The sequence below is a fragment of the Streptomyces prunicolor NBRC 13075 genome (assembly GCF_000367365.1).
GTDB lineage: Bacteria > Actinomycetota > Actinomycetes > Streptomycetales > Streptomycetaceae > Streptomyces > Streptomyces prunicolor.
Genome location: NZ_BARF01000150.1, coordinates 1 through 20,452 on the forward strand (window position 1 = coordinate 1; position 20,452 = coordinate 20,452).

Annotated in this window: 9 protein-coding genes; all 9 read right to left on the bottom strand. The window is 70.6% G+C overall.

Translation table 11 applies throughout. The features are described from left to right. On the bottom strand, positions 1 to 11,385 hold an 11,385-nt coding region (locus SPR02S_RS63875; protein ID WP_026151698.1), incomplete at its 3' end, for a coiled-coil domain-containing protein. Positions 11,386 to 11,403: 18 nt separating this feature from the next. Further along, on the bottom strand, positions 11,404 to 11,769 hold the full coding sequence (locus SPR02S_RS52380) for a hypothetical protein (RefSeq protein WP_019065057.1): 366 nt from the start codon (positions 11,767 to 11,769) through the stop codon (positions 11,404 to 11,406). 7 nt (positions 11,770 to 11,776) lie between these two features. Then, positions 11,777 to 12,226, bottom strand: coding sequence for a YbaB/EbfC family nucleoid-associated protein (locus tag SPR02S_RS52385; RefSeq protein WP_019065058.1), 450 nt, complete (start codon positions 12,224 to 12,226; stop codon positions 11,777 to 11,779). Continuing rightward, on the bottom strand, positions 12,223 to 15,339 hold the full coding sequence (locus SPR02S_RS52390) for an AAWKG family protein (protein ID WP_026151699.1): 3,117 nt from the start codon (positions 15,337 to 15,339) through the stop codon (positions 12,223 to 12,225). The genes SPR02S_RS52385 and SPR02S_RS52390 overlap by 4 nt, the downstream gene beginning before the upstream one ends. 100 nt (positions 15,340 to 15,439) lie before the next feature. Beyond that, positions 15,440 to 15,889: a type VII secretion system-associated protein gene (locus tag SPR02S_RS52395; protein ID WP_019065059.1), complete on the bottom strand. Its 450-nt coding sequence runs from the start codon at positions 15,887 to 15,889 to the stop codon at positions 15,440 to 15,442. Positions 15,890 to 16,009: 120 nt separating this feature from the next. Further along, complete coding sequence (locus SPR02S_RS52400; RefSeq protein WP_019065060.1) at positions 16,010 to 16,333, bottom strand: WXG100 family type VII secretion target; 324 nt, start codon at positions 16,331 to 16,333, stop codon at positions 16,010 to 16,012. 66 nt (positions 16,334 to 16,399) lie between these two features. Continuing rightward, a complete protein-coding gene (locus tag SPR02S_RS52405; RefSeq protein ID WP_019065061.1) occupies positions 16,400 to 16,738 on the bottom strand; it encodes a hypothetical protein in 339 nt (112 codons plus the stop codon). Between the two features lie 221 nt (positions 16,739 to 16,959). Next, positions 16,960 to 18,519 (bottom strand): type VII secretion protein EccB, encoded by a 1,560-nt coding sequence (gene eccB, locus SPR02S_RS52410; RefSeq protein WP_019065062.1) that lies wholly within the window; start codon positions 18,517 to 18,519, stop codon positions 16,960 to 16,962. A 281-nt stretch (positions 18,520 to 18,800) separates the two neighbouring features. Then, positions 18,801 to 20,201: a type VII secretion integral membrane protein EccD gene (eccD, locus tag SPR02S_RS52415; protein WP_019065063.1), complete on the bottom strand. Its 1,401-nt coding sequence runs from the start codon at positions 20,199 to 20,201 to the stop codon at positions 18,801 to 18,803. Positions 20,202 to 20,452: the final 251 nt, after the last annotated feature.

Below are 20,452 nucleotides of genomic sequence, written 5' to 3' on the forward strand. Positions count from 1 at the left end.
GAGAGTGGTCGCACCGCTCAGGACACCGGGGCGGGGCACGTTGGACTGGTCCGCGTGCGCGTCGAACCGCTCCGTCGAGTGAACGGCCGGGCGGGCGTGGGGACGTAGGCCGTGCCACGTGTCCTTGGGCGCGGGGTCGGCGACACGGGACGCGGGGTGGTCGTCGGCAGCGTCTCGGGTCGGCGCGGGACGGTAACGGCCGTTCGGCTGAACGCTGTTGGCGTCTCCGGGGCCCCGGGGTGCGTTGGGCGGGGTGATGGCCGCCGGGTCCTCGATGAGAGGGCCTGCGTCGGTGGCCATGTAGTGACTCGGGTGCCTCCTGTAGTGGATCTCCAGGACCCGGGTGGCCGTGTGCGGGCCGACGCGGGTGACGGGGCCACGGTTGGTCGTCCCGATCGGCCGCAGTGTCTCCACTGCCACGTCCAGGGTCTCCGCCAGCAGCGGGAGGAACAACTCGCCCTCGTCGTCGTCATACACCTGCGCCCAGTTCTGGACGGCGCCGCGCGCATGGTCCAGTTCGGCGGGGGTGAACTGGGCGGTGCTGACGGTGTATCCGTGGCCGAGCACGGTGCGGAGCTGATCGTCGGTGAGGGTGTCGAGCGTGGGCAGTTGGCCGTTGTCGCGCAGGTCCGCGAACATGGCCGGGGCGCCGAGCCCCGCCTGAACGGTCTCACCCCTCCCGGTCACCGCCAGGGTGTAGCGCGTGGGGAGTTCGTCCAACTGCTCCGGCTCCGTCACCTCTGTGATGCCGTACTCGTCGAGGGCCGCCCGGAGTTGGGGCCCGGTCATGTTGGCCGTGCGATCCGAGAACCACCGCGTGAGCGACTGCCGTAGCTGGCCCACCACCTCGTGCGGCAACGGGAGTCCGCTGTCCAGCCGGTTCTCGGCGAGGGTGCGCAGCCGGTCGGCGACGTTCAGCAGACGTCGGGCGCCCTCGGGCATCGCGGTGTTGCCGCCGTGCCACTGGGTGAACTCGGCCAGATCCCGGCGGACTTCGCTCGGTCGGCCGAGCCAGGCGTAGGTCTGCGGGGCCTCGGTGCTCAGGCCGGGCAGCCGGTCGCGGACCCGCTCCGGGTCACTGCCGATGATCGCGTAGAGCATGCACCGGCCGTCGCCCACGGTCGGGATCGCATGGCCTCGTGCCTCCCGCGCATGGTCGGGTGACGTCAGATCGGCGTCGTCCTGGGCCAGGTCGGTGGAGCCGACGCCGGAGACGTCTTTGGCCTTGCCCTTGGTGTCGGTCGGTGCGCTGTCCAGGTCGGCGGTCGTACTGCCGCTGCCCTCACCCGAGTTGCCGACCAGGACGTCGAACGCGCTGTCCTGGGCGGAGGTGCCACCCTGGTTCCCGTCCGTGGTGGTGTCGTTGCCGGTCGACGGGGTGTCCTTCGGCGTGGCGGAGGACGTCGGGTCGGAAGTGGCCGGATCGGACGTGGTCGGATCCGTGGTCGCGTCCGAACTGTTGCCGCCCCCCGAATTCCCGTTCCTGGTGGTGGAGTTGGCGGTGGCGGAGTCGGCGGTCGCGGGGGTGACCCCGTCGTCGGGGCCGGGTGTGTTGCCGGTGGAGGGGCCCGCCGTGCGGGGGCGGCCCGAGCCGGGCCAGCGCGGGGCGATGGAGGCCAGGGTCGAGTGTGTGGTGGGCAGCGTCGAAGGGGCGACGGCCAGCACCGGGCCGGTGGTGCCCAGCAGTTGGGTCTCCGCCACCCCTCGGTTCGCCAAGGCGGCGACGCGCCTGCCGACGGCGTTGTCTATCTGGGCGTTGATGTCACCGAGCAGTTGCTCCGCCTGCTCGTGGATGTCGCGTGCGTCCTCGTGATCGAGGGCCGCGCTGTCGGCCTGCCCGCGGGCCGTGTCGGCGTCCGCGCGCAGGGTGGCGGCCGCGTCCCGGACGCCCGGGAACTGTTCCCGCGCCTCGGTCAGGGCCGCCTCGTCCCGTTCCAGACCGGCCTTGGTGTCCTGGAGCGTGGCACGGTCCCGCGCCAGCCCGTCCCGCGCGGCGGTGAGCCGGGCGTCCAACTCGCCGACCTCGGCGGTGACTTGGTCGATCCGCTGAGTGAGATGGGGGTCTACGACGGGAGCCGGGGCGGTGTCGTCTGCGGATGCGGGAGCGGGTGTCGCGGCCGGATCGGACGTGGAGTTCGGGGAGCTCTGCGTGTTCTCGGTGCTCTGGGCATCCGAAGTGCCCTGCGTGGTCGCGTTCTGCGGGTCGCCGGAGCCGGAGGGCTCTGTCGTCGACGGTGTGGCGGCGGCGCGGGCCGTGAGTTCGCTCAGGTCACGGCGGGCGGTCTTGAGGCGGGCGCTGAGGTCTATCTCGGCGCGCTGGCCGTCGGAGACCGCGTCGGTGAGCGAGCCGAGCGCGAGGCGGCCCCGGGTGATCGCGCCGACCAGGGCCTGCGTACGGTCGGTGAGGTCGCGGAACTTCTGTTCGGCCCGGTCCGCGTCCTGCTCGGCGGTGGTGGCGTCCGTGTCGGCCTGGGTGGCGTTGTCCGCCGCCGCCGTCAAATCGATCGTCGCCTCGTTCAGGACGTCCTGCGCCTCGGCCTGCAGGTCCCGCTCCGCGGCTTCGTCGTCGAGCGCCTTGCCGTGGTCCCTGTCGGCCTGGTCGAACGCGGTGGCGGCCTGCTCGAAAGCAGCCCATGCCTGGTCAAGGGCGGTGACACCGGTGGTGCCCGAAGTCGAACTCCCCGTGCCGGGCGGCACGTTGCCCGTGCCCGGGGTCCCATCGCCCGTACCCGTGATCCCCGTACTCGTGCCCGGGGCCGTGTCCCCCGGGCCTGTCTGCACCGTCGGCGCGCCCGTCAGCGTGCCGCCCGGGTCGAAGGCCCAGATGCGCAGGCCCTCCGGGCCCCGGGTGACCAGTTCCACCGGGCGCCCGTTGTCCCGGGCCGCGCGCGAGGCGGCGTAGAGGGCCAGGGTCAGGCGGGAGCCGTCCGGGTCGGGGCCGGTGGCCACCCAGAACTGGAAGCCCTCGTCCGTGCGGTCGACGCCCGTGTTCAGGGCGTTCCGTACCCGCGGCAACTGGGTCGCCGCCCAGTCCTGCGGTGCGTGGGGAGTACCCGCGGTGAGCAGTGCCGGGAGGTCGTAGACCTGGGGTACCGGACGGGGCGCGGTGATGCCGTGGCCGAGGGCGTCGCGCTCCTCGATGCGGATCGTGGCCGTGCCGGTGACATGGCGTACGCCGTCGGGACCGGAGACCTCGATGTGCACGTCGGCCCGGACCTCGTAGCTGCGGGTGCCGCGGCCGCCGGCGGGCACGCTGGTGCTGCCGGTCTTGAGCCAGTCGCGGCGCCCGCCGGAGACCGTGCTGCCGAAGTTGCTGGCGTCCACCGGGCGTTGGAGCACGGGCGGGGTCGCGCCGAGGAGGTAGCGGTCGGGGTCGTCGGTGCTCATGACGAACGGCAGGGACAGTCCGGCGGTGGTGTCGCCGCCGGAGACCGTACCGCTGTTCTGCGAGCTGATCCGCAGCCGGTCGATGGCGATGTCGCCGCCGTCGCTGATCACCGTCGGCCGGTACAACGAGACGGTGAGGGTGGGCCGTTGGTCCGGGGCGTTCGCCATCGGGTACGCGCCGGGCATCCCCGGGAGCATGCCGCCGACCTGCCGGGGGTTGTCCAGCGACAGGGTGCCCGCCTGGATGAGTTCGCCGAGCCGCACCGACGCGTTCTCGTCGGAGGTCGAGGCCGCCTGGGAGTTCCAGCTGCTGGAGGTTCCGGGGGCGACCTCGTCGAGGGCGGTGTACACCTGACCCCAGGCGTCGAAGCCGTAGACGGGGACGGAGCCGGTCGGGTGGAACAGGTCCTCGTCGCGCAACGCGGGCTGCGTGCCGGGCTGTTGACGGGGGTCGACCCGGGTCAGCGTGGGCGGCGGGGGCGCGGGCAGCGGAGGGCGGCCGGTCTCGCTGCCGGTGAAGCGCAGGCTCACCTGGGCCGGTACCCGGATCTGGTCGCCGAAGTCGCCGGAGAGGGTGCGGCTCAGCCAGGAGCGGGTCTGCGGGTCGGCGTCGTCCCAGGCCATGATCCCGCGCTGCACCAGCGCGCCCAGCACGTTGGGCGGCCAGTCGGTGACCAGGGTGGAGCGGACCGTGGCGACCAGCTCGTAGTCCAGCCCGTCGAAGTCGGCGGCGCTGTCGGTGCGCAGCCAGTACCGGTCCTCGGCGGTGCGCCCCTGCCTGGCGGCCTTGCCGGTGGAGCGGGCCAGATTGCCGGAGAGGCCGAGCCGGTCGGTGCGGTCGTCGGTGTCGGGGCGGGTGAATCGGGCCGTCGGGTTGACGGTGAGCCGGTGCTGGCGGCCCACGGAGGAGGAGAGCGAGCGGCCCTCCGCCGTGTGCGAACCCCACTGCTCGATACCGGACTTGTCGCCCGGTACCGATGTGCCCAGCACCGCGCGCCGGTTCGCGGAGCCGCCGACGGGGCGGGCCGAGAACGTCACCTCGACGAGTGTCGCCCCGCCGAACCGGTGGTGCCGGAAGGCGAACCTGGCCTGTCCGTTGCCGCGTCCGATCAGCGCCCGCTTGCCGGCGACACCGGTGTTGTCGGCGATCAGCGCGGCGACACCGGGCAGATAGGAGGGGTTGCCGGGGGTGGTCACGCCGGGGGCGTACTGCTCCACCAACTCCCGTGTCTCGCTGTGGAATCGAGCGCGTCGCTCGGCCCGCGGGGTCCCCGGCGGGGCGGAGAACTCGGTGACGGAGTTGACCGTGGCCAGGCCGAGGGTGCCGTCGTGGATGTAGCGGTCGGGCAGTGTCGGTCGGGTCAGACCGGTCTCCGACGGGGTGGGCAGGGGCGGGGTGAAGGCACCCATCCACCGCCTGTCGCGCCGGAGTTGACTCTCCGTCATCAGGAACTGGAGCCCGCGCGGCACGTCCACGGCGAGTGTGACGTCCTCCCCGGGCCCGTACCCGAAGGTGTTGGCGACCACGTTGCGGTGTCCGGTCCGCACCCGGATCAGGTAGGTGACGTCGGCCGTGACCCGGTGCTGGAGGCCCGACTGGGTGGGCGTCCGGTTGGTGCCGGTGCTGCTGCTGAGGGTGTCGGGCTTGTCGGTCTTGCGGTCGTACTGGTAGCGCCCGGACGGGTTGAAGCGGGACGGCGTGGGGGCCGGGGCGGTGGGCTGCCCCTCGACCGGTGTGGGGGCCGGCGGGTTGTTCTGGGTCGCCGAGCCGCCCAGGCCGAACTGGTTCGTCTTACTGAGGCCCTTGAGCTGCTGCGCCGAGTCGGTGGTGGAGATGCCGGTCTCCAGGTACTGGGTCACGCTGTGCGTCAGCCGGGGCGTGTGGGCGACTGCCTCGATCTCGATCGCGAGCTGACCGTCGGCACCGAGCCCGGGCAGCGTCAGTCCCTCCACGACGTAGGTGCCGCTGAAGATCTGGTGTCCGCGGCCGATCAGCGAGCCGGGCGAGAGCGCGGTGATCCGGGACTCGGCGCCGACCGTGGTGGTGTCGGCGGCCGGACTGCCGACCAGCGAACTGCTCAGGAACCCGGTGACGCCGTCCACCAGCCGGGAGAACCGCCCGGGAGGCACGGCCGGACCACCGGCGGCGTTCGCGTTGGCGTTCGCGGGGTTGGGATTGGCGTTGGGATTGGGGCCGACACCGACGCCGGTGACGATCCGCCGGAAGGCGTCCTCGAGCGCCGCCGAACCGCGCACCACGTCGATCAGCGCGTCGTCCGGAACACGGACCACGCCCGGCGCCCGCACTCCCTGCGGGTCCGTCATCGCCAGCCGCTGCGTGTCCTGCGGCGTCGGCTGTCGTACGGTGTACGGCTGACCGGCCGGCGCGGGCTCCACGGCGTCCACGGTCCGCCCGTGCGGTACGGCCAGCCGGATGTGACCGGCGACGCCCCGCACGCCGGGGGGCTGCACACCGTGCTCGATGTCGCCCCCGGGTTGCACCTCGCCGAACCGGCGCACCGGTTCCTGGCCCGCACCCTCGTACAGGTCGAGCGTGAGGCGGGCCGGTACCTCGAACTCGTGGGTGTTCTGCCCACTGCCGATGAAGAACTGGTCGTGGCCGAGCGTGGTGCCGGTGGTGTTGCCGAGCGTGGCCTGGCCGACGTACTGGTAGTCGCCGGTGGCGCTCAGGGTCCAGGCGCCCCCGCGCGGGGTGGGCACGGTGAGGCCGCCGCCGACCCCGACGCCCCCGCCGTAGGTGTTGCCGCGCCGGCCGGTGCCGCCCGCGCCCGCCTGCGCCAGGCCCATGACCTGGATGTCGGGCAGCACCGTGCTGTGCACCACCGGCAGGTTCGGGTCGCGCTGCGCGCCCAGTTCCAGTCGGACCCGGCGCCGCCCGGTCACCGCGGGGATCTCCAGGAACAGCGAGTGGCCGCCGTCCACCATGGAGTCCGTCGCCGCGCGCAGCCCGAGCGGGGAGCGCAGTTCCTCCAGCCGCCGCAGATTGTTCAACTGGGCCTGCACCAGCGCCTCGTCGGGCAGCAGCACGTTCCGGCGCGGGGCGGTGTGCGGCGGTGGCAGGAAGCCCTGGTCGCGCAGCCAGGTCTCCGCCTCGCCGAACAGCGGCTCCGCCTCGCCGTCCTTCACCCCGAGCGGCGCGGTGGACTGCCCGATCGACTCCAGCGTCGCCAGCTCGTGCGGCAGCGCGCGCCTCTCGTCCTCGGTCGGCGGGTGTCCCGCCGCGTCCTCGGCGCTGAGCACCCGCATGTCGAGAGCGTGGTTCCACGTCCCGGGCGCATAGGTGGAGAGGGAACCGTCGGGCCGGATCAGGGTGAGGGTGTAGGTGACGTCCGCCTCGGTCAGCAGATGGCTGCGGTTGGTGCGCACCGCGTGCATGGTGCCCGCGAGGGCGTTGGTGCCGAACACGTTCTGCGTCGCGTAGCTGCCGCTGAGCTTGCCGTTGACGGTGCCGCCGATGACGTGGGAGGCGTTCGCGTGCCCCGCGTCGTGATCGCCCGTGAGGGTCGGGCCGAGACTGCCGCTGAGGTTCAGCCCGCTGTTGAACGCCGTGCTCTGGTCGTTCTTGACGGTGTTGACGACATGGCTCTCAAGGTTGATCTTCTTGTCGAGGCTCTTGGCCACCGGAGTGTTCCGGGTGACCTCCGCCCGCAGCCGCATCATGCCGACGGCACGTCCACGCGCGTCGGTGAGCACCTGCGAGTACAGCCCGCCCTCGACCTGCATCGGCAGGGCGCCCCGCAGGATCGACTCGTCGAGGAAATCCGCGAGTTGGGCCGAGGACGTGGTGTCCAGGTCGTCCCGGAAGTGCGCCGCGGCACCCTCGTACAGCCGCCGCGGGTTCAGCACCGAGTCCACGCCGTAGATCGGCAGCTTCTTGATGTCGGCGGGGGCGGGCAGGTCCTGCGCGGGATCTTCGTGGGCTTCCACGAGGTGCTGCGGGAACCACACGGTGACCGGCCCGTGCTGCACTTCCGCAGTCCAGTCGCGCGTGGGACCGGGTACAGCGGCGACAACTGCCGTATTCGCGGCGCCCGTCGGGCCCCCTGGATTCCCTACGGCCGTGATCGCGGCCGGCGCGTTCCGGCCGCCCGGTGCCGGTGCCGGGGCGTCGACGCGCACCTGCCAGTTGCTGTCGAAGTCGTAGGCGCGGGAGGGCTCGTTGCTGCGCTGGGCGCTGGTGGTCTGCACGACCTGGGTGACGGTGGTCGAGCCGTCCGCCTGGTTGTGGGTGATGGTCGCGGCCAGCGCGAGGTCGAGGGCGCGGACCGGGCCCGCCGAAGCCTCCGGTTTTGAACCGGTCCACGGCACCGGAAGCGTCGAGAACGTGCCGGACGGCTGCGAGGAGACGATCTCCCGGGTGCCGTATCCGCGCCGCTCCACGTGCTTGTCGGGATCGCTCCTGTCGATCCCGCCCTGCCGTACCGACGGCCGCCGGTTGTCGAGCGACAGCCGTACGTCCACCTGCCGGTCGACACCGTCGACCTCCAGGGTGATCCGGTGGCCGCCGAGACTGCGCAGATACGGCATGTGCTGCGTCAGCTGCTGCTCCGACAGCACGTCCCGCAGCTGCGCGAGCACCGGGTCGTCCGGCCCCGGAGCGAGCCTGCCGAGCTCGCCGAGCACCTGACGGTGCAGCCCGTCGACCAGGTCCGGCGAGAACGGCTCCATCTGTGTGAGGCCCATCTGGCCGTCGTACCGCTGTCCGTAGCCGGCGAGGTAAGAGGGACGGCGTCCACCGACGGCCGCCACCTCGGTGGGCGCGGTGGTGTCGCCCTCCGGGGTGGTCAGGGTGATGTCGGGGACCGGCGGAACCGCGGGGGCGGTCTCGGTCTCGGTGAGTTCGATGTCCTCCGGGTCCTGGTCCTGGTCCTGGGACACCGTCGCGGGCGTGGACGTGGGCATGGACGTGGACGTGGACGTGGTGGCCACCGGGGTCGGAGCGGTGTCGGCGGCCGCGTCGGCGGTGGGCTTGACCGGGGCGGGCGGATCCGCGCCCGGCGCGCCCTTGACCGGACCCCGCCGGCCGGTACCGGTGCCCCGGGTGTCGTCCGCGGGATCGCCGACCAGGGTGCCGATCAGCGTGAGGTGACGGGGCCGCAGCCCGCCCGACGCGTACGCCGGGTCCTCCGTGGGCGTGAACCGCGTGGGGTCGCCCATCAGGCTGGTCGTACCGCCGCGGTGCGGGGCCGCCGAGTCGAAGCCGCTCTCGTCGCGCAGGCCGAGCTGATGGCCGACCTCGTGGGCCAGGTCGGAGTCGGAGATGTCGGCGGGCCACGAGTGATGGGTGGCCGGCGACCCGTCCGTCGGGTCGGTGAGCGTGACGTCGAGGTGCGGGGTCTCGCCGGGTGCGGCCGGCACGACGGTGACGTGCAGCCGGCTCCCGTCCTCCAGCCGGTGGCCCGGGGTGTTGAACACCCGCCGCACACCGTCCGTGAGGCGCTGCTGGACGCCGTCGACCTGCGGCCCCAACTGCGGGTTGCCGGTGAGCCGGTAGGTGACGGTGAGATCGGTGACCGGTTCACCGTCGTGGCTGAACCGCCGTACGTCGAAACCGGCCCGCACGACGTACTGGGTGCGCGTGCCGTCCGCCCCGAGCGGCCGGGAGACCGGGTCGACCCAGGTGTGACTGCGCTCCGTGGGCGTCGCCCCGGCCCGCGCGTCCTCGAAACTCCCGGGCTGCGGTGCGGAGTTGGGCGTGACGGAGGGGGTGAGGACCACGGGTTCCGGGGCGGGGGTGGGGTTGGGGTTCGGAGTGGGGGCGGGATGGGTCGTGTGGTCCGGCGCCGGGTTCGAGGAGAGGTCCGAGGAGGTGTGGACGGGGGTCGGCGTCGGGGTGGCTGTACTGGAGCCGGAGTCGGAGTCGGACAGCGGGGCCGTCTCCTGCGCGGGAGCCGGGTCCGGTGCCGAACTGGTCGTGGGCGGCGCGCTGTTGCTGGTGGTGGCGACCGGGGTGGGTGCGTCGGTACCGGTGTCGGTATCGGTGCGGGTGTTCGTTTCGGCGCCAGTGTCGCTGTCGGTCCCGGTGTCCGTGTCCGTGGTGCTGTCGGTGCCGGAACCGGGGTGGGAGGTGTTGGTGCTGTCCGTGCCCGTGCTGTTCGAGCTACCGGTACCGGTGCTGTTGGTGTTGGTGGTGCTGCTACTGGTGCCGTTGGACGTCGTGTTCTCCGGGCGCCCCGTTGTCGTGGTGCGCGGATTGCCGCCGCTGTTCGAGGGCGAGTTCGAGGGTGAGGTCGAGTTCGAGGGCAAGCCTGAACCGGTCGTCGGGCTCCCCGTGTTCGTCCCGGTCGAAGTGGGGACACCGGACCCGGTCGTACCCGTATTCGTGCCCGTGCCCGTGCCCGTATTCGTGGTCGGCGGTACGACGGTGGTGTCGGACCCGCTCGTGACCGGAACGCCCTGCGAGGGAGCCGGAGTTGAGGTGTTCGAGGGGTCGTTCTGCTGGCCGGTCCCCTGCGTCGTCTCGTCGGTGCCGCCCGTGTCGACCTGTGCCGGAGTCCTCGTGGGCGTACTCGTTGGCGTGCTGGTCGGTGTACTCGTCGTCCCGTGCGGGACGTTGCTCTGGAGGTCTCCCCCGTCGATCTTCACGTCGTCCAGGTCGGTGGACTGGATCGGCGTGGTGTTCGTGGAGGTGCGCTGAGGGTTGCCGCTCGTCGAGGAACTGCCGCTGTTCGAGGTCGTGTTGATGGAGCCGGGGCCCGATGTCGTCGTCAGGTTGTCGCCGTCGGTGGACGACTGGGACGACGGGGTGTTCGTCGAGGAGCTGGAGTTGGAGTGCGAACTGGTGTTGGTGTCGGACTCGGAGTTGGAGTCCCCCGGGATGTCCGCGGTGCCCAGGGTGTTCACCTGCGGCAGTCCGTTGAAGTTGAACTTGCTGCCGAGCGTGCTCGCGCCCTGTCCCAGATGGCGTTCGCTGATCGAGCTGAGGCCGCCGCCCAGGAAGGTGTTCAGGGAGTCGACGGGGAAGCCGTAGATGGACGCCGTGGCGAGCTCGCCGAGCGTCTCCGCGCCGCCCTCGGTGACGAAGTGCTCGAAGTCCTCGCCGAGTTCGTGCTTCACCTTGTCGCCGAAGGTCTTCGGCTTCGGTGTGGGCGTCGGGGTCGGGGTCGGCGTGAGGTGCGGGGTCGGCGTCGGGGTGGGCGTGGTCTTCGGGTTCGGGGTCGGCGTCGGCTTCGGGTTCGGCTTGGTGTTGACGTCGGGGTTGTCGAACTTGTGGTTGTCGAACTTCTTCCCGTTGCCGCTGATGTCCTTGAACGGGTTGTGGGTGTTGAAGATGTTCTTGAAGTTGTTCTTCAGACCCTTGCCGAAGTCGTGCAGCAGGCCGTGGAACAGGCCGGTGAAGGCGCCGAAGACCCCGTCCTGGACGATCTGCGACCAGTCGAACCCGTGCGGGCGGCGGCCCTTGGGCGCGCCCAGCATCATGGCCAGCCGTACCGCGAAGGTGGTGAACGCCTCTTCGAGCGCCTCGGTGAGGCTCGGCAGCAGATGCGTCTTCTTCATCAGCCATTCCATCAGCGTGAGAATGGCGACCCGGCTACGGGCCTTCGCCACCGCGGCCTGGCTGGAGGCGGAACCTCCGGTGAAGGCGGACAGCACCGCGATGACGAGCAACTCGATGAGCAGCCGCACCAGTTCGGCGATGATCTGCCACTTCGACTCCATGATGTCCATGGAGGACTTGGTGCGGGACTGCCCGATGCCGTCGAGCTGGTCGGCGAAATCCTTCAGGTAGTTGACGCCGCCACTGTCGAGGAACATGTGCATCGCCCGCACATAGTTGTTCCCGACCTGCGGCGGCAGCGCGCGCCCGACCCCACCGGCGGTCTGCTCGATCAGGTCCGAGAGGTCACGCATACGCCGGCCCAGCCGCTCGTACGGCTTGCCGTTGGCGAATGCCATGTCCTCGTCGGCCTGGAGGAACTTCTCGCCGATGAGCACGAACATGAGGTTGTTCAGCTGGGGCGACGCGTGGATGGTCATCAGGGGCGATCCGCTGCGTCAGTGCTTTCCGCCGTGCGAACCACCGTCGGTGTCGCCCGTGTTGGTGTTGGAGTCGTGGATGGCGCCCAGTACGCCGTTCTGGGTGCCCAGCACGCTCTTGAGGTTGGTGAGGGTGCCGTCGCCGATGCTGACGATCGCCTCGGACAGGGACGAGCCGGTCTTGATGGAGCCCTCCCGTTGTTCCTTCTCCTGCGGCAGCATCTGCTTGGCATAGCTGTCGTTGTCTCCGGGCCAGCCGGAGGTGGACGACACGTCCGTGATGAACTCGTTGATCATCTCATTGGCCAGCCGGCTGATCTGCTCGATCTGCCGGGTACCGGCGATGAGCGCGGGCGGGCTGGCGGAGTAGGCGTTCGACGGCATCGTCTTCTCAGTCCTCCGGGTCTTCGCTGATCTCGTCGCGGAGCCGGCCGGCCCCGCGCCGTCGGCCGCCCTTGGGACCCTCCAGGACACCGGGGCCGAAGATCTTGTTCCAGTCCACGTCGAAGCCGGTGATCTCGGGTGCCTCGGGGTTGGCCTTGGTGAAGGGCTCGAAGGTGGCCATGACATGCCGGGCCATCCGGGCCCGGGCCTCCTGCACCGCCTCCAGCACGCTCGCGGAGAGCTGACCGGCGGGCATCGTGCGGTACTTGTCGTCCAGGAAGGTCAGCTTGCGCAGGTCGCCCTGCGCGCTGACGGTCACCTCGACCGCGCGGTCCGCCGAGCGCACCGTGCTCTCGGCGTGCGCGAGTTCGCCCTCGGCGCGCGCCACCGCGGCCTCGGTGGCCTCCAGTTCGGCCACCGCCTTGGCCAGCCGCTGCTCGATCGACTCGTGGCTCATCGGCCGATCACCGCCGGTGAACCGCCCTCGTCCGTGCCCCAGACGTCCTCGTCCTCGGTGAGCCAGGCGTCGCGGGCGCGGTCGCCGCTCTCTGTGGAGCGGCCGTTCTGGCCGGCGCCGTTGTTGCCGGGACCGCCCACCGGGTACGGGGCGCTGGACGTGGTGGGCCGGGTCAGCACGATGTCCTCGTCCTCGTCCACGGACGCGGCCCGGTTGTTCCGGCCGCGCCGGGTGGAGGTGTTGGACGGGTCGGTGAGGACGGCGCGGGTGCGCTCGGTGGTGCCGCCCTGTCCGCCGCCTCCGCCTCCTCCTCCGCCCATACCGCCGCCCATGCCTCCCATGCCGCCCATCCCCATCGGGTTGAGCGGGGTGCCGCTCGCCGCGCTCTGCTCTCCGGTGGAGGCGGCGGCGAGGGTGCTGCCGTCGAGGGCGTCGGAGCGCAGCGGGCCGCCGGTGTAGGGGGTGCTGTCGTAGTCGTCGTAGCCGCCGTCGAGGCCTGAATCCAGGCCGCCGCCGGACGTGTTGAGACCGCCGCTGCTGAGGCCGCCGCTGTTGAGCCCGCTCGTGTTCAGGCCGCTCGTGTCGAGGCTGCTGCCGTTGTTCAGCCCGCTCGTGTCGATGCCGCTCGTGTCGATGCCGTTGCCGTTGAGGCCGCTGGTGTCGATTGAGGACGAGGGCAGGTCGGTGCCGTCGATGTCGGTGGTGGTCGTGTGGCCCGACGGGTCGGTGGTGGTGAGCTGGCCGGTGTCCGGGTTGAGGGTCTGGGTGGAGCCGTCCGGGAACTTGGTGGTGAGCGTGCCGTTGTCGTTCAGCGTGGTGGTCGAGCCGTCCGGGTTGGTGAAGGAGTCGCCCGGGTCGAGATGCGTGGTGGTGACGTTGCCGGAGGGGTCGGTGACGGTGACCTGACCGGTGTCGGGGTTGAGCGTCTCGGTGGAGCCGTCCGGGAAGTGCGTGGTCAGCGAGCCGTCGGCGTTGAGCTGGGCCGTCGAGCCGTCCGGGGTGGTGAAGGAGCCGTCGGTCGGGTTGAGCGTCGACGTGCTGACGGTGCCGTCCGGGTTCGTGGTGGTGACCTGGCCGGTGTCCGGGTTGAGGGTCTGGCTCGTGCCGTCCGGGAACTTGGTGGTCAGCGTGCCGTCGTCGTTGAGGGTGGTCGTCGAGCCATCCGGGTTGGTGATGGTGGTGCCCGGGTTGAGCTGCCCGACCGAGGTGGTGCCGTCCGGGTTGGTGGTGGTGACCAGGCCGGTCGTCGGGTCGATGGTCTGGGTGGAGCCGTCCGGGAACGTCGTGGTGAGCGTGCCGTCGCCGTTGAGCTGGGTGCTGCCCCCGGTCGGGGAGTTGAGCGTGGTCGAGCCGTCCTTAGTGGAGTCGTTGCCGTTGTTGAGGAGCGACGGGCCGAGGGTGTTCAGCGCGGCGTTGGCGAGGTCGCTCGCGCCGTTGCCGTTCGTACCGTCGTTGTTCAGCAGGCTGTCGGTGTTGAGGTCGTCGAGCCCGCTGCCGACGTTGTTCAGGCTGTTGCCGAGATCGTCGTTCAGGTTGTTGAGGCTCGAATTCAGGCCGTCGCCGATGTTGTTGAGGCTGTCGTTCAGGTTGGTGTTGAGGTTCGTGCCGAGGTTGTTGAGGCCGTCGCCGAGGTTGTTGAGGTTGTCGTTCAGGCCGTCGTTCAGGTTGTTGAGGTTGTCCCCCAGGTTGTTGAGGTTGTCGTTCACGTTGTCGTTGAGGTTGTTCAGGTTGTCGCCGAGGTTGTTGAGATTGTCATCGAGGTTGTTGAGGCTGTCGTTGAGCTTGTCGTTGTTCTTGTTCGCCTCGTCCTCGGCGATCTCGTTCTCCTCCTTCTGGAGGACCTCGGAGAGCGTCTCGTTGTTCTTGTTCTTGATCTCGTCGTCGAAGGCGTCCTGCACATCGGCCCAGGCGTTCTTCACATTGCTGAGCGCGTCGATGGACGGCTGCTTGAGCTTGGCGTCGGCGTGGTCCGACCAGCTCTTGACGGCGGCGTCGGCGACCTTCTGCCAGGTGGTGTGCTGGGTGAGGTCGCCGTACTCGGGGACGGACTGCTTGAAGTTGGCGTCGGTGGAGTAGGAGGTGTAGGTGCCGCCTCCGTACTGGCTGTAGGTGGAATGGTGCGACGACAGCACATGGTTGATGTTGTTGTTGATGACCCACTGACTGATCTCGTCGAGGATCTTCTTCACGTGGTAGTGCGGGTCGTGCTGGCCGTCCGACGCCCAGTCGTTCCACGCGGTCTGCAGATCGGTGACCGCCTGCTTCAGCGCCTGCTGCGCGGCGGCCAGCGCGTCGCTCAGCTTCGACTTCGGGACATAGCCGCCGAGCGTGCTGTTGGCCGCCGTGTAGTCGCTGCCGCCCAACTGCGAGACGTAGCCGTTGTAGTTGGTCTTCAGCTCGTCCAGGAGATGCCAGAAGAGGCTGGCCGCCTTGCCCTTCCAGGACGCCTGGTCCTCGCCGAGCGAAGTCATCCACTTGTCGACGATGTCCGAGTGGTCCTTGAAGAACTGCACCACCCGGTCGAAGGACTGCCCGGTGTTCTCGAAGGAGAGCATGTCGACGGCGTTGGCGTCGATGACCGACAGTCCGCTGTAGGAGAAGCCCTGCGTCGAGTACGGCGACGCCAGCATGTGGTCGAGGACCAGCTTGCTGCCCGAGATGTACTGCGCCATCGGTCCCGAGTCCCACTGGACGTGCGAGTACGAGCCCTCGAAGGCGCCGCCGCCGGTGACCTGGCCGCCGCTCCAGAGCGTGGCGCGGCCGTTCCCGTCGACGGTGACGCCGATCATCACGATGCGCGCCTTCTTCATCTTCACGCTGTTGTGCGCGCCGTCCCCGCCCGCGTCGTAGAAGGCCAGGTCGTAGTCCTCGCCCTTGTTGACCTGCCAGCCGCCGATCGCCGAGTAGTCCGCCGCGGTCACCGACCTCATGTCGATGCCCTGGATGTCCATCCGGAACAGCTTGAGGTCGCCGAAGTCGTCGTTGGCGGAGCTGCTCAACTTGTCGAACAGCGTGGACCGGGCCGGGAGCGTGTAGCCGGTGAAGTCGGTGACGGCCTGGGCGAAGTAGTCGTCCGGGTCGTAGTTGGCGGTCCCGGTTGTGGTTTCGGCCATGGGGCGGACTCCGCTGCGAAGGAGGAGGAGGGGGGACTGGGTGGGGGTCCAGGGTGCGAAGCCCGGGGCTCGGCAGGAGCCGGCGGGCCGCGCGCCGGCCTCAGGTGGTCGTCGAGTCGCTGCCGCCCATGTCGCCGTCGACGGTGTCGAAGATGTCCAGCAGCTTCTCGCCGTCGATCTTGTCGAGACTGTCGCCCTGGGTCTTCAGCAAGGTGGTGATCGTCTCGTCCAGCGCCTCGTCGATGTCGCCGAAGAGCGTCTTCTGATCGGTGAGGATCTTGTCCAGCGCGGTCGCCTGTGTCTTGAGCGCCTCCACCAGCGTGGATCCGCCGACCGGGTCCGAGCTGTCGCCGCCGTTCATCAGGCCGATGCGCAGGATCTTGGCGAGGCCCTGGGCGGAGCCGGCACCGGTCTCGGCGATCAGGTTCTTCAGGGACCGGACGCCCGCGTTGTCCTTGCGGATGTTCACCAGATCGGTGATGAAGTCCGCGACGTCGGTGTTCTTGAAGTTCTTCAACGCGGTCGCGTCGAGATGGGTCAGATCTGCCATGGAAGCCTCCGCGGGCGGAACGCGCCGACCCTGGCGTACGGCGCGGCGACGGAACGGGAAGAAGCCTGGACGACCGCACCGACCGCGAGGAGACCGGTCGGTGCGGTGGAGCCGGCCGGCTCAGCGGCCGATGGTGACCTCGGACCACATCTGGCTGAGCGAGTTCTCGCTGTACTTGTAGCTGCTGGAGATCTCGTTGAGGAGCTGCGAGTGCGAGGTGAGCAGCGTCTCCATGTTCTGCACCGCGCCGTCCCAGGCCGCCTGCTTCTGGCGGTAGGTGTCGGCGTCGTTGCCGTACCAGGTCTTGGACAGCTCGCCGAGTTCCTGCTCAAGGCTGGAGAGCGTCTGGGCGATCGCCTTGGTCTGCGCCACCATGTCGTCCGCGGCGTTCGACATGTGGTTGTAGCTGACGTAGATGACACCGTCGGACAGGTTGTCTGCCACAGCTTGCCTCTCTTACGCGATGGGGGATCGAACGTGACCGCGAGGTCACGGGGAAGCGGGCGTCGGTCAGCCGGCGAGCTGGTCGAAGGCCGACTGCGACGCGTTGTACGCCTGGTTGATGGAGTCGTTCGAGGAACCCTGGGTCTTGTTGTGTTCCACGAGGCTCTGGTTCAGCCGGTCGATGACGTCCTCGAGGTTCTTGAGGATGACGTTGCACTGGCCGTCCCACTGCGCGAGGAGCTGGCCGTACTGGCCGCCGTCGCTGCCCTGGTAGCCGCTGCCCAGGGTGGAACGGGTGCTGTCGACGTCCTGACGGATCTTCACGATGCCGCTGAAAGCGCTCTCCAGGGCCTGGATTCCGTTCCGGGTCGAACCTTCGCTTGACTGCTGGCCATCTCCAGCCATCGTCCCACCTTTCGTAAGTCGATCTGAGGTACGAGTGCAACTGAGCCTAGATTGACGGTAGTTGCGCTGACAACGAACTGAGGAAGATCTGAGGTTGCCGACAGGTTCCGCTCAAAGGCTTTTACCGGTATGCAACTTGACCGGAACACGCGATTCCGTGGCAGGCGGTTCTAGAGCGAATCCTGTTTGGCGTGAACACGATCTCGATCGGCGCGAATTCGTCAGTTCGCCCCACCTGCACCGCTCACCGCACCGTTCAGCGCACCGCCCGCCGGGACACTCCCGGCGATGGCGGGCAGGCCGGAGCCCACGCCGCCGCCGGTCCCGGTGCCGCACTGCGCCGCCGCGCCGCCCATGGCCCCGCCCACCGAGCCCGCGTCCGACGCCGCGGCCCGGGCGCTGAGTTCGGGCCCGGTCGGCAGCATCGACAGCAGCGTGGACGGCACCTTCACCGGCGTCGCCCCGCCGTAGCCGAGGGCGGCGAGCGCGCTCGCGTCCGGGATGCGGTACTTCACCCCGTCGTCGCCGACCAGGAACGTGGTGTCGCCGACCGTGCCGCCGGCCGCGCCCAACGCCCGTACCAGCGCGCCGTGTCCGGGCCGCGCCACCACCTGGTCCACCGCCACGCAGGCCGGGGTCAGGGCCGTCGGGTCGGCCTGCGCCGCCGGGGACAGCGCGGTCTCCTGGACCCGTACCGAGGTCACCCGCACCTGTCCGTCGGCCGGGTCGACCTGGGCGCACACCGACTGCCCCGCCGTCAGCGACAGCGCGCTCGGCGGAGTGTCCGGCAGCCCGGCGACCGACGCGTCCGTGCCGGCCGTCCCCGGTGCCTGGTGGGCGCGCAGGTCGGAGACGTCGAGGGTGACGACGTTCGGGGCCCCGCCGTCGTAGGCCTCCTTGCGGGTGTCCGGATCGCCGAGCAGCAGTGCGGACTGGGTGTCCGTCACCGGGTGCAGGCCGTCCTTCTGGAGGAGGTACTCCTGGTTGCCGGAGCCCGCCACCACGCGGAACACCTGGCCGATCCGGGTGGCCCGGCCGCCCAGTTCGGGCCCGGTCGTGCCGCGGCCGTCGACCTTCGGGGTGGCCAGGTCGGGGCCGGTCACCAGGGCGTCGAGGAAGGCGGCGGACACCGGGCGGGGTGTCACCGGCGCGTAGCCGAGGGACTCCGCGGCGCCCGAGTCCTCGTCCAGCTCGAGGCGACTGCCCTGCCACACCAAGTAGGTGTGTTTGTCAGGGCCCTTGACCACGAGCGCCGACTTCGCGCCGACGGAATCCGTCTCCACCGGTGCGCCCGGCACGAGGGTCGTCTGCGCGCCGGAGCCCGTCGAGCAGACCTCCCACGGCGAGGACTCCAGGTCGCCGGTGCCCGGCACGGAATCGGGGGCGCCGGTGATCCCGACCGGCCGGCCGACCGGGGTGCCCGCGAGCGAATTCGAGCCGACCGACGTGGTCGTCAGGTCGGCGCCGCCGATCAGCATGGCCGAGGCGTAGTTGCGCACCGGGCGCAGCCTGCCGTCGGCGTACAGGTAGCGAGCGCCGGTGTCCTTGTTGACGATCAGGGTGTCGCCGCTGCGCCAGGCGTCGTTGCCGCCCGGCTTGAGCAGCCCGAACACCAGCGCCCCGCCGCAGAACAGCACGCCGACGATCACCCCGACCAGGGCGCCCCGGCTGGTCCGGCCCAGTGGGCTCTCCGGTGCGTCCGGGTCGGCGAGCAGCATGCCCGAGGTCAGGCGGCCCATCATGAACGTGTGCGCTTGCACCTGGTCGCGCTTCGACCGCACGCTTTCCTCCCGGCTGGTCGTTCAGCTTCTTGTTCGCTCGGCTGTGCCCGGACCCTGCTCACGGATCGACGGGCCGATTCGGCCCGTGACACCGCGTCCGGTTCCTGCTCTCGTTCGACGTTCGACGTACCCGGCCCGCGCTCGCGGACCGCCGGTTCTCCAACCGGCCCGGAACGGCGGCCAGTTCACCCGGTCCTCGTCGCGGGCCGGACCGACGGCTCCCAACCAACCCTCGGCGGGAGCCAGTTCACCCGCTGCTCGTCCGTAGGACCGACACCTGGTCAGCCGAAGATGCCGCGGAGGGTGCCGAAGACGCCCAGCAGCCACAGGGTCAGCGGCAGCAGGGCGATCGCCAGCAGGGAGTGCAGGATCTCCGCCGCGCGCCCCCAGTACGGGACCATGCGCCGTCCCGGTACGGTCCACACCGCGACCGTGAGCGTCGCCGCGACCGCGAGCAGCCCGCCCACCAGCAGGATCCGCTCGGTGTCGGACAGCCGCAGCCCCCAGCCGAACGCGAGCAGTAGCAGACCCCACGCGCCCGGCAGCACCAGCACCAGCCGCTGCGCGGTGTTCACCAGTCCCCGGCCGTGCAGGAGCAGCAGCAGCGACAGGACCAGCGCCACCAGCAGCGCCGGGAGGCTCGGGCGCCGGGCCAGCGCCACCAGGCAGGCCGACGAGAGCACGCCCGTCGCGCCGTACAGCGCGGTCATCCACTCGCCGGCCAGCTCGGTGCGGACGGCGACGTCGTTGCCCCGGTAGGGGTCGATGCCCTCCTGCAACTGTTCCGCGTTGGTGGGCAGCGGGGGCATCCGCATCCCCGCGAACTTGAACGACAGCGCGGGCACCAGACCGCCCAGCAGCACCGTCAGCGCGGCGACCACACCGGCCGCGCCCGCCACCCGCACGTCGAACACCGTCATCATGACGCCGCCCACCGCCGCCGCGAGCGCCACCAGCGCCGAGGCCAGGAACAGCGGGGTACGGGCCGCGGAGGCCGCGAGGGCCAGCACCGCGCCGCCCGCCCAGGCCGCCGCCGCCCCCAACAGCCGTGCCCCCAGCACCTGGTGGGCCTGCGGACCGCTCAGCTCACCGCCCGGCACCAGCCAGCCCGCGAGCGCGAGTGCCGGGGAGGCGAGCAGGCCCAGGACCACGCCGGTCATCGGGTCGTCCACCGCCCGGCTCGCCGACGCGGCACCGGCAAGGAGCAGCAGGCCGGTTCCCACGGCGGTGGCCGCGCGCAGCGACGCCGGGGCGCCGGGCAGCGCCAGCAGGACAAGCCCGGCCAGCACGGCCACCGCGACCAGGCCGCGCAGCAGCCGTCTCGCCGCCTCGGGGCTCCAGCCGTGCAGCCGGTCCCGGGTGACCGCGGCGATGCCGTCGACCAGGTCGTCGAGGCGCACCTCGGGCAACGCCTCGGTGCGCGGCCGGAGATGGAGCGCCTCGCCGTCGGTCAGCCCGAGCGAGGCGAGGGTCGCCTCGTCGTCGAGCGGCCGTCCGCCGAGGCGCTGGAGTATCCAGCCGTCGTGTTCGAGACCGGTCTCCTCGGCCTCCTCCCCCGCGTACCGCAGCACCGTGGGCAGCAGGTCGGCGACGGGCACGTCGGACGGCACGGCGAGGTCGATGGTGCGGGCCGGGGCCCGCACGGTCAGATGGCACAGGCCGGTCACGGAAGTGTCGGTCATACCGGGGCTCACGTCTCCTGGACATCGAAACGGGGGCACGCGGCGCGGCGTGCGGGGTGGGGGGAACGAGGGGAACAGGGTGTTGGTGAAGCGGGGGGTGACATGGACGTACAGAGTTGACGGGGTGCACACTACTGACACTCCCTACGACTCGTGTCAACGGGAGCCCCCACCAACGGTGTTGACAGCGTCCTCCACCGTGCCAGTGCCGAGGCCGGTTCCGGTGCATGCCCCCACATGCCGCCGCGGCG

Excerpts from the sequence above, each read along its gene's own strand:
- SPR02S_RS52405 (WP_019065061.1), bottom strand. The coding sequence starts at position 16,738 with ATGGCTGGAGATGGCCAGCAGTCAAGCGAAGGTTCGACCCGGAACGGA.
- eccD (WP_019065063.1), bottom strand. The coding sequence starts at position 20,201 with ATGACCGACACTTCCGTGACCGGCCTGTGCCATCTGACCGTGCGGGCC.
- SPR02S_RS52385 (WP_019065058.1), bottom strand. The coding sequence starts at position 12,226 with ATGAGCCACGAGTCGATCGAGCAGCGGCTGGCCAAGGCGGTGGCCGAA.
- SPR02S_RS52395 (WP_019065059.1), bottom strand. The coding sequence starts at position 15,889 with ATGGCAGATCTGACCCATCTCGACGCGACCGCGTTGAAGAACTTCAAG.
- SPR02S_RS52390 (WP_026151699.1), bottom strand. The coding sequence starts at position 15,339 with ATGGCCGAAACCACAACCGGGACCGCCAACTACGACCCGGACGACTAC.
- SPR02S_RS52380 (WP_019065057.1), bottom strand. The coding sequence starts at position 11,769 with ATGCCGTCGAACGCCTACTCCGCCAGCCCGCCCGCGCTCATCGCCGGT.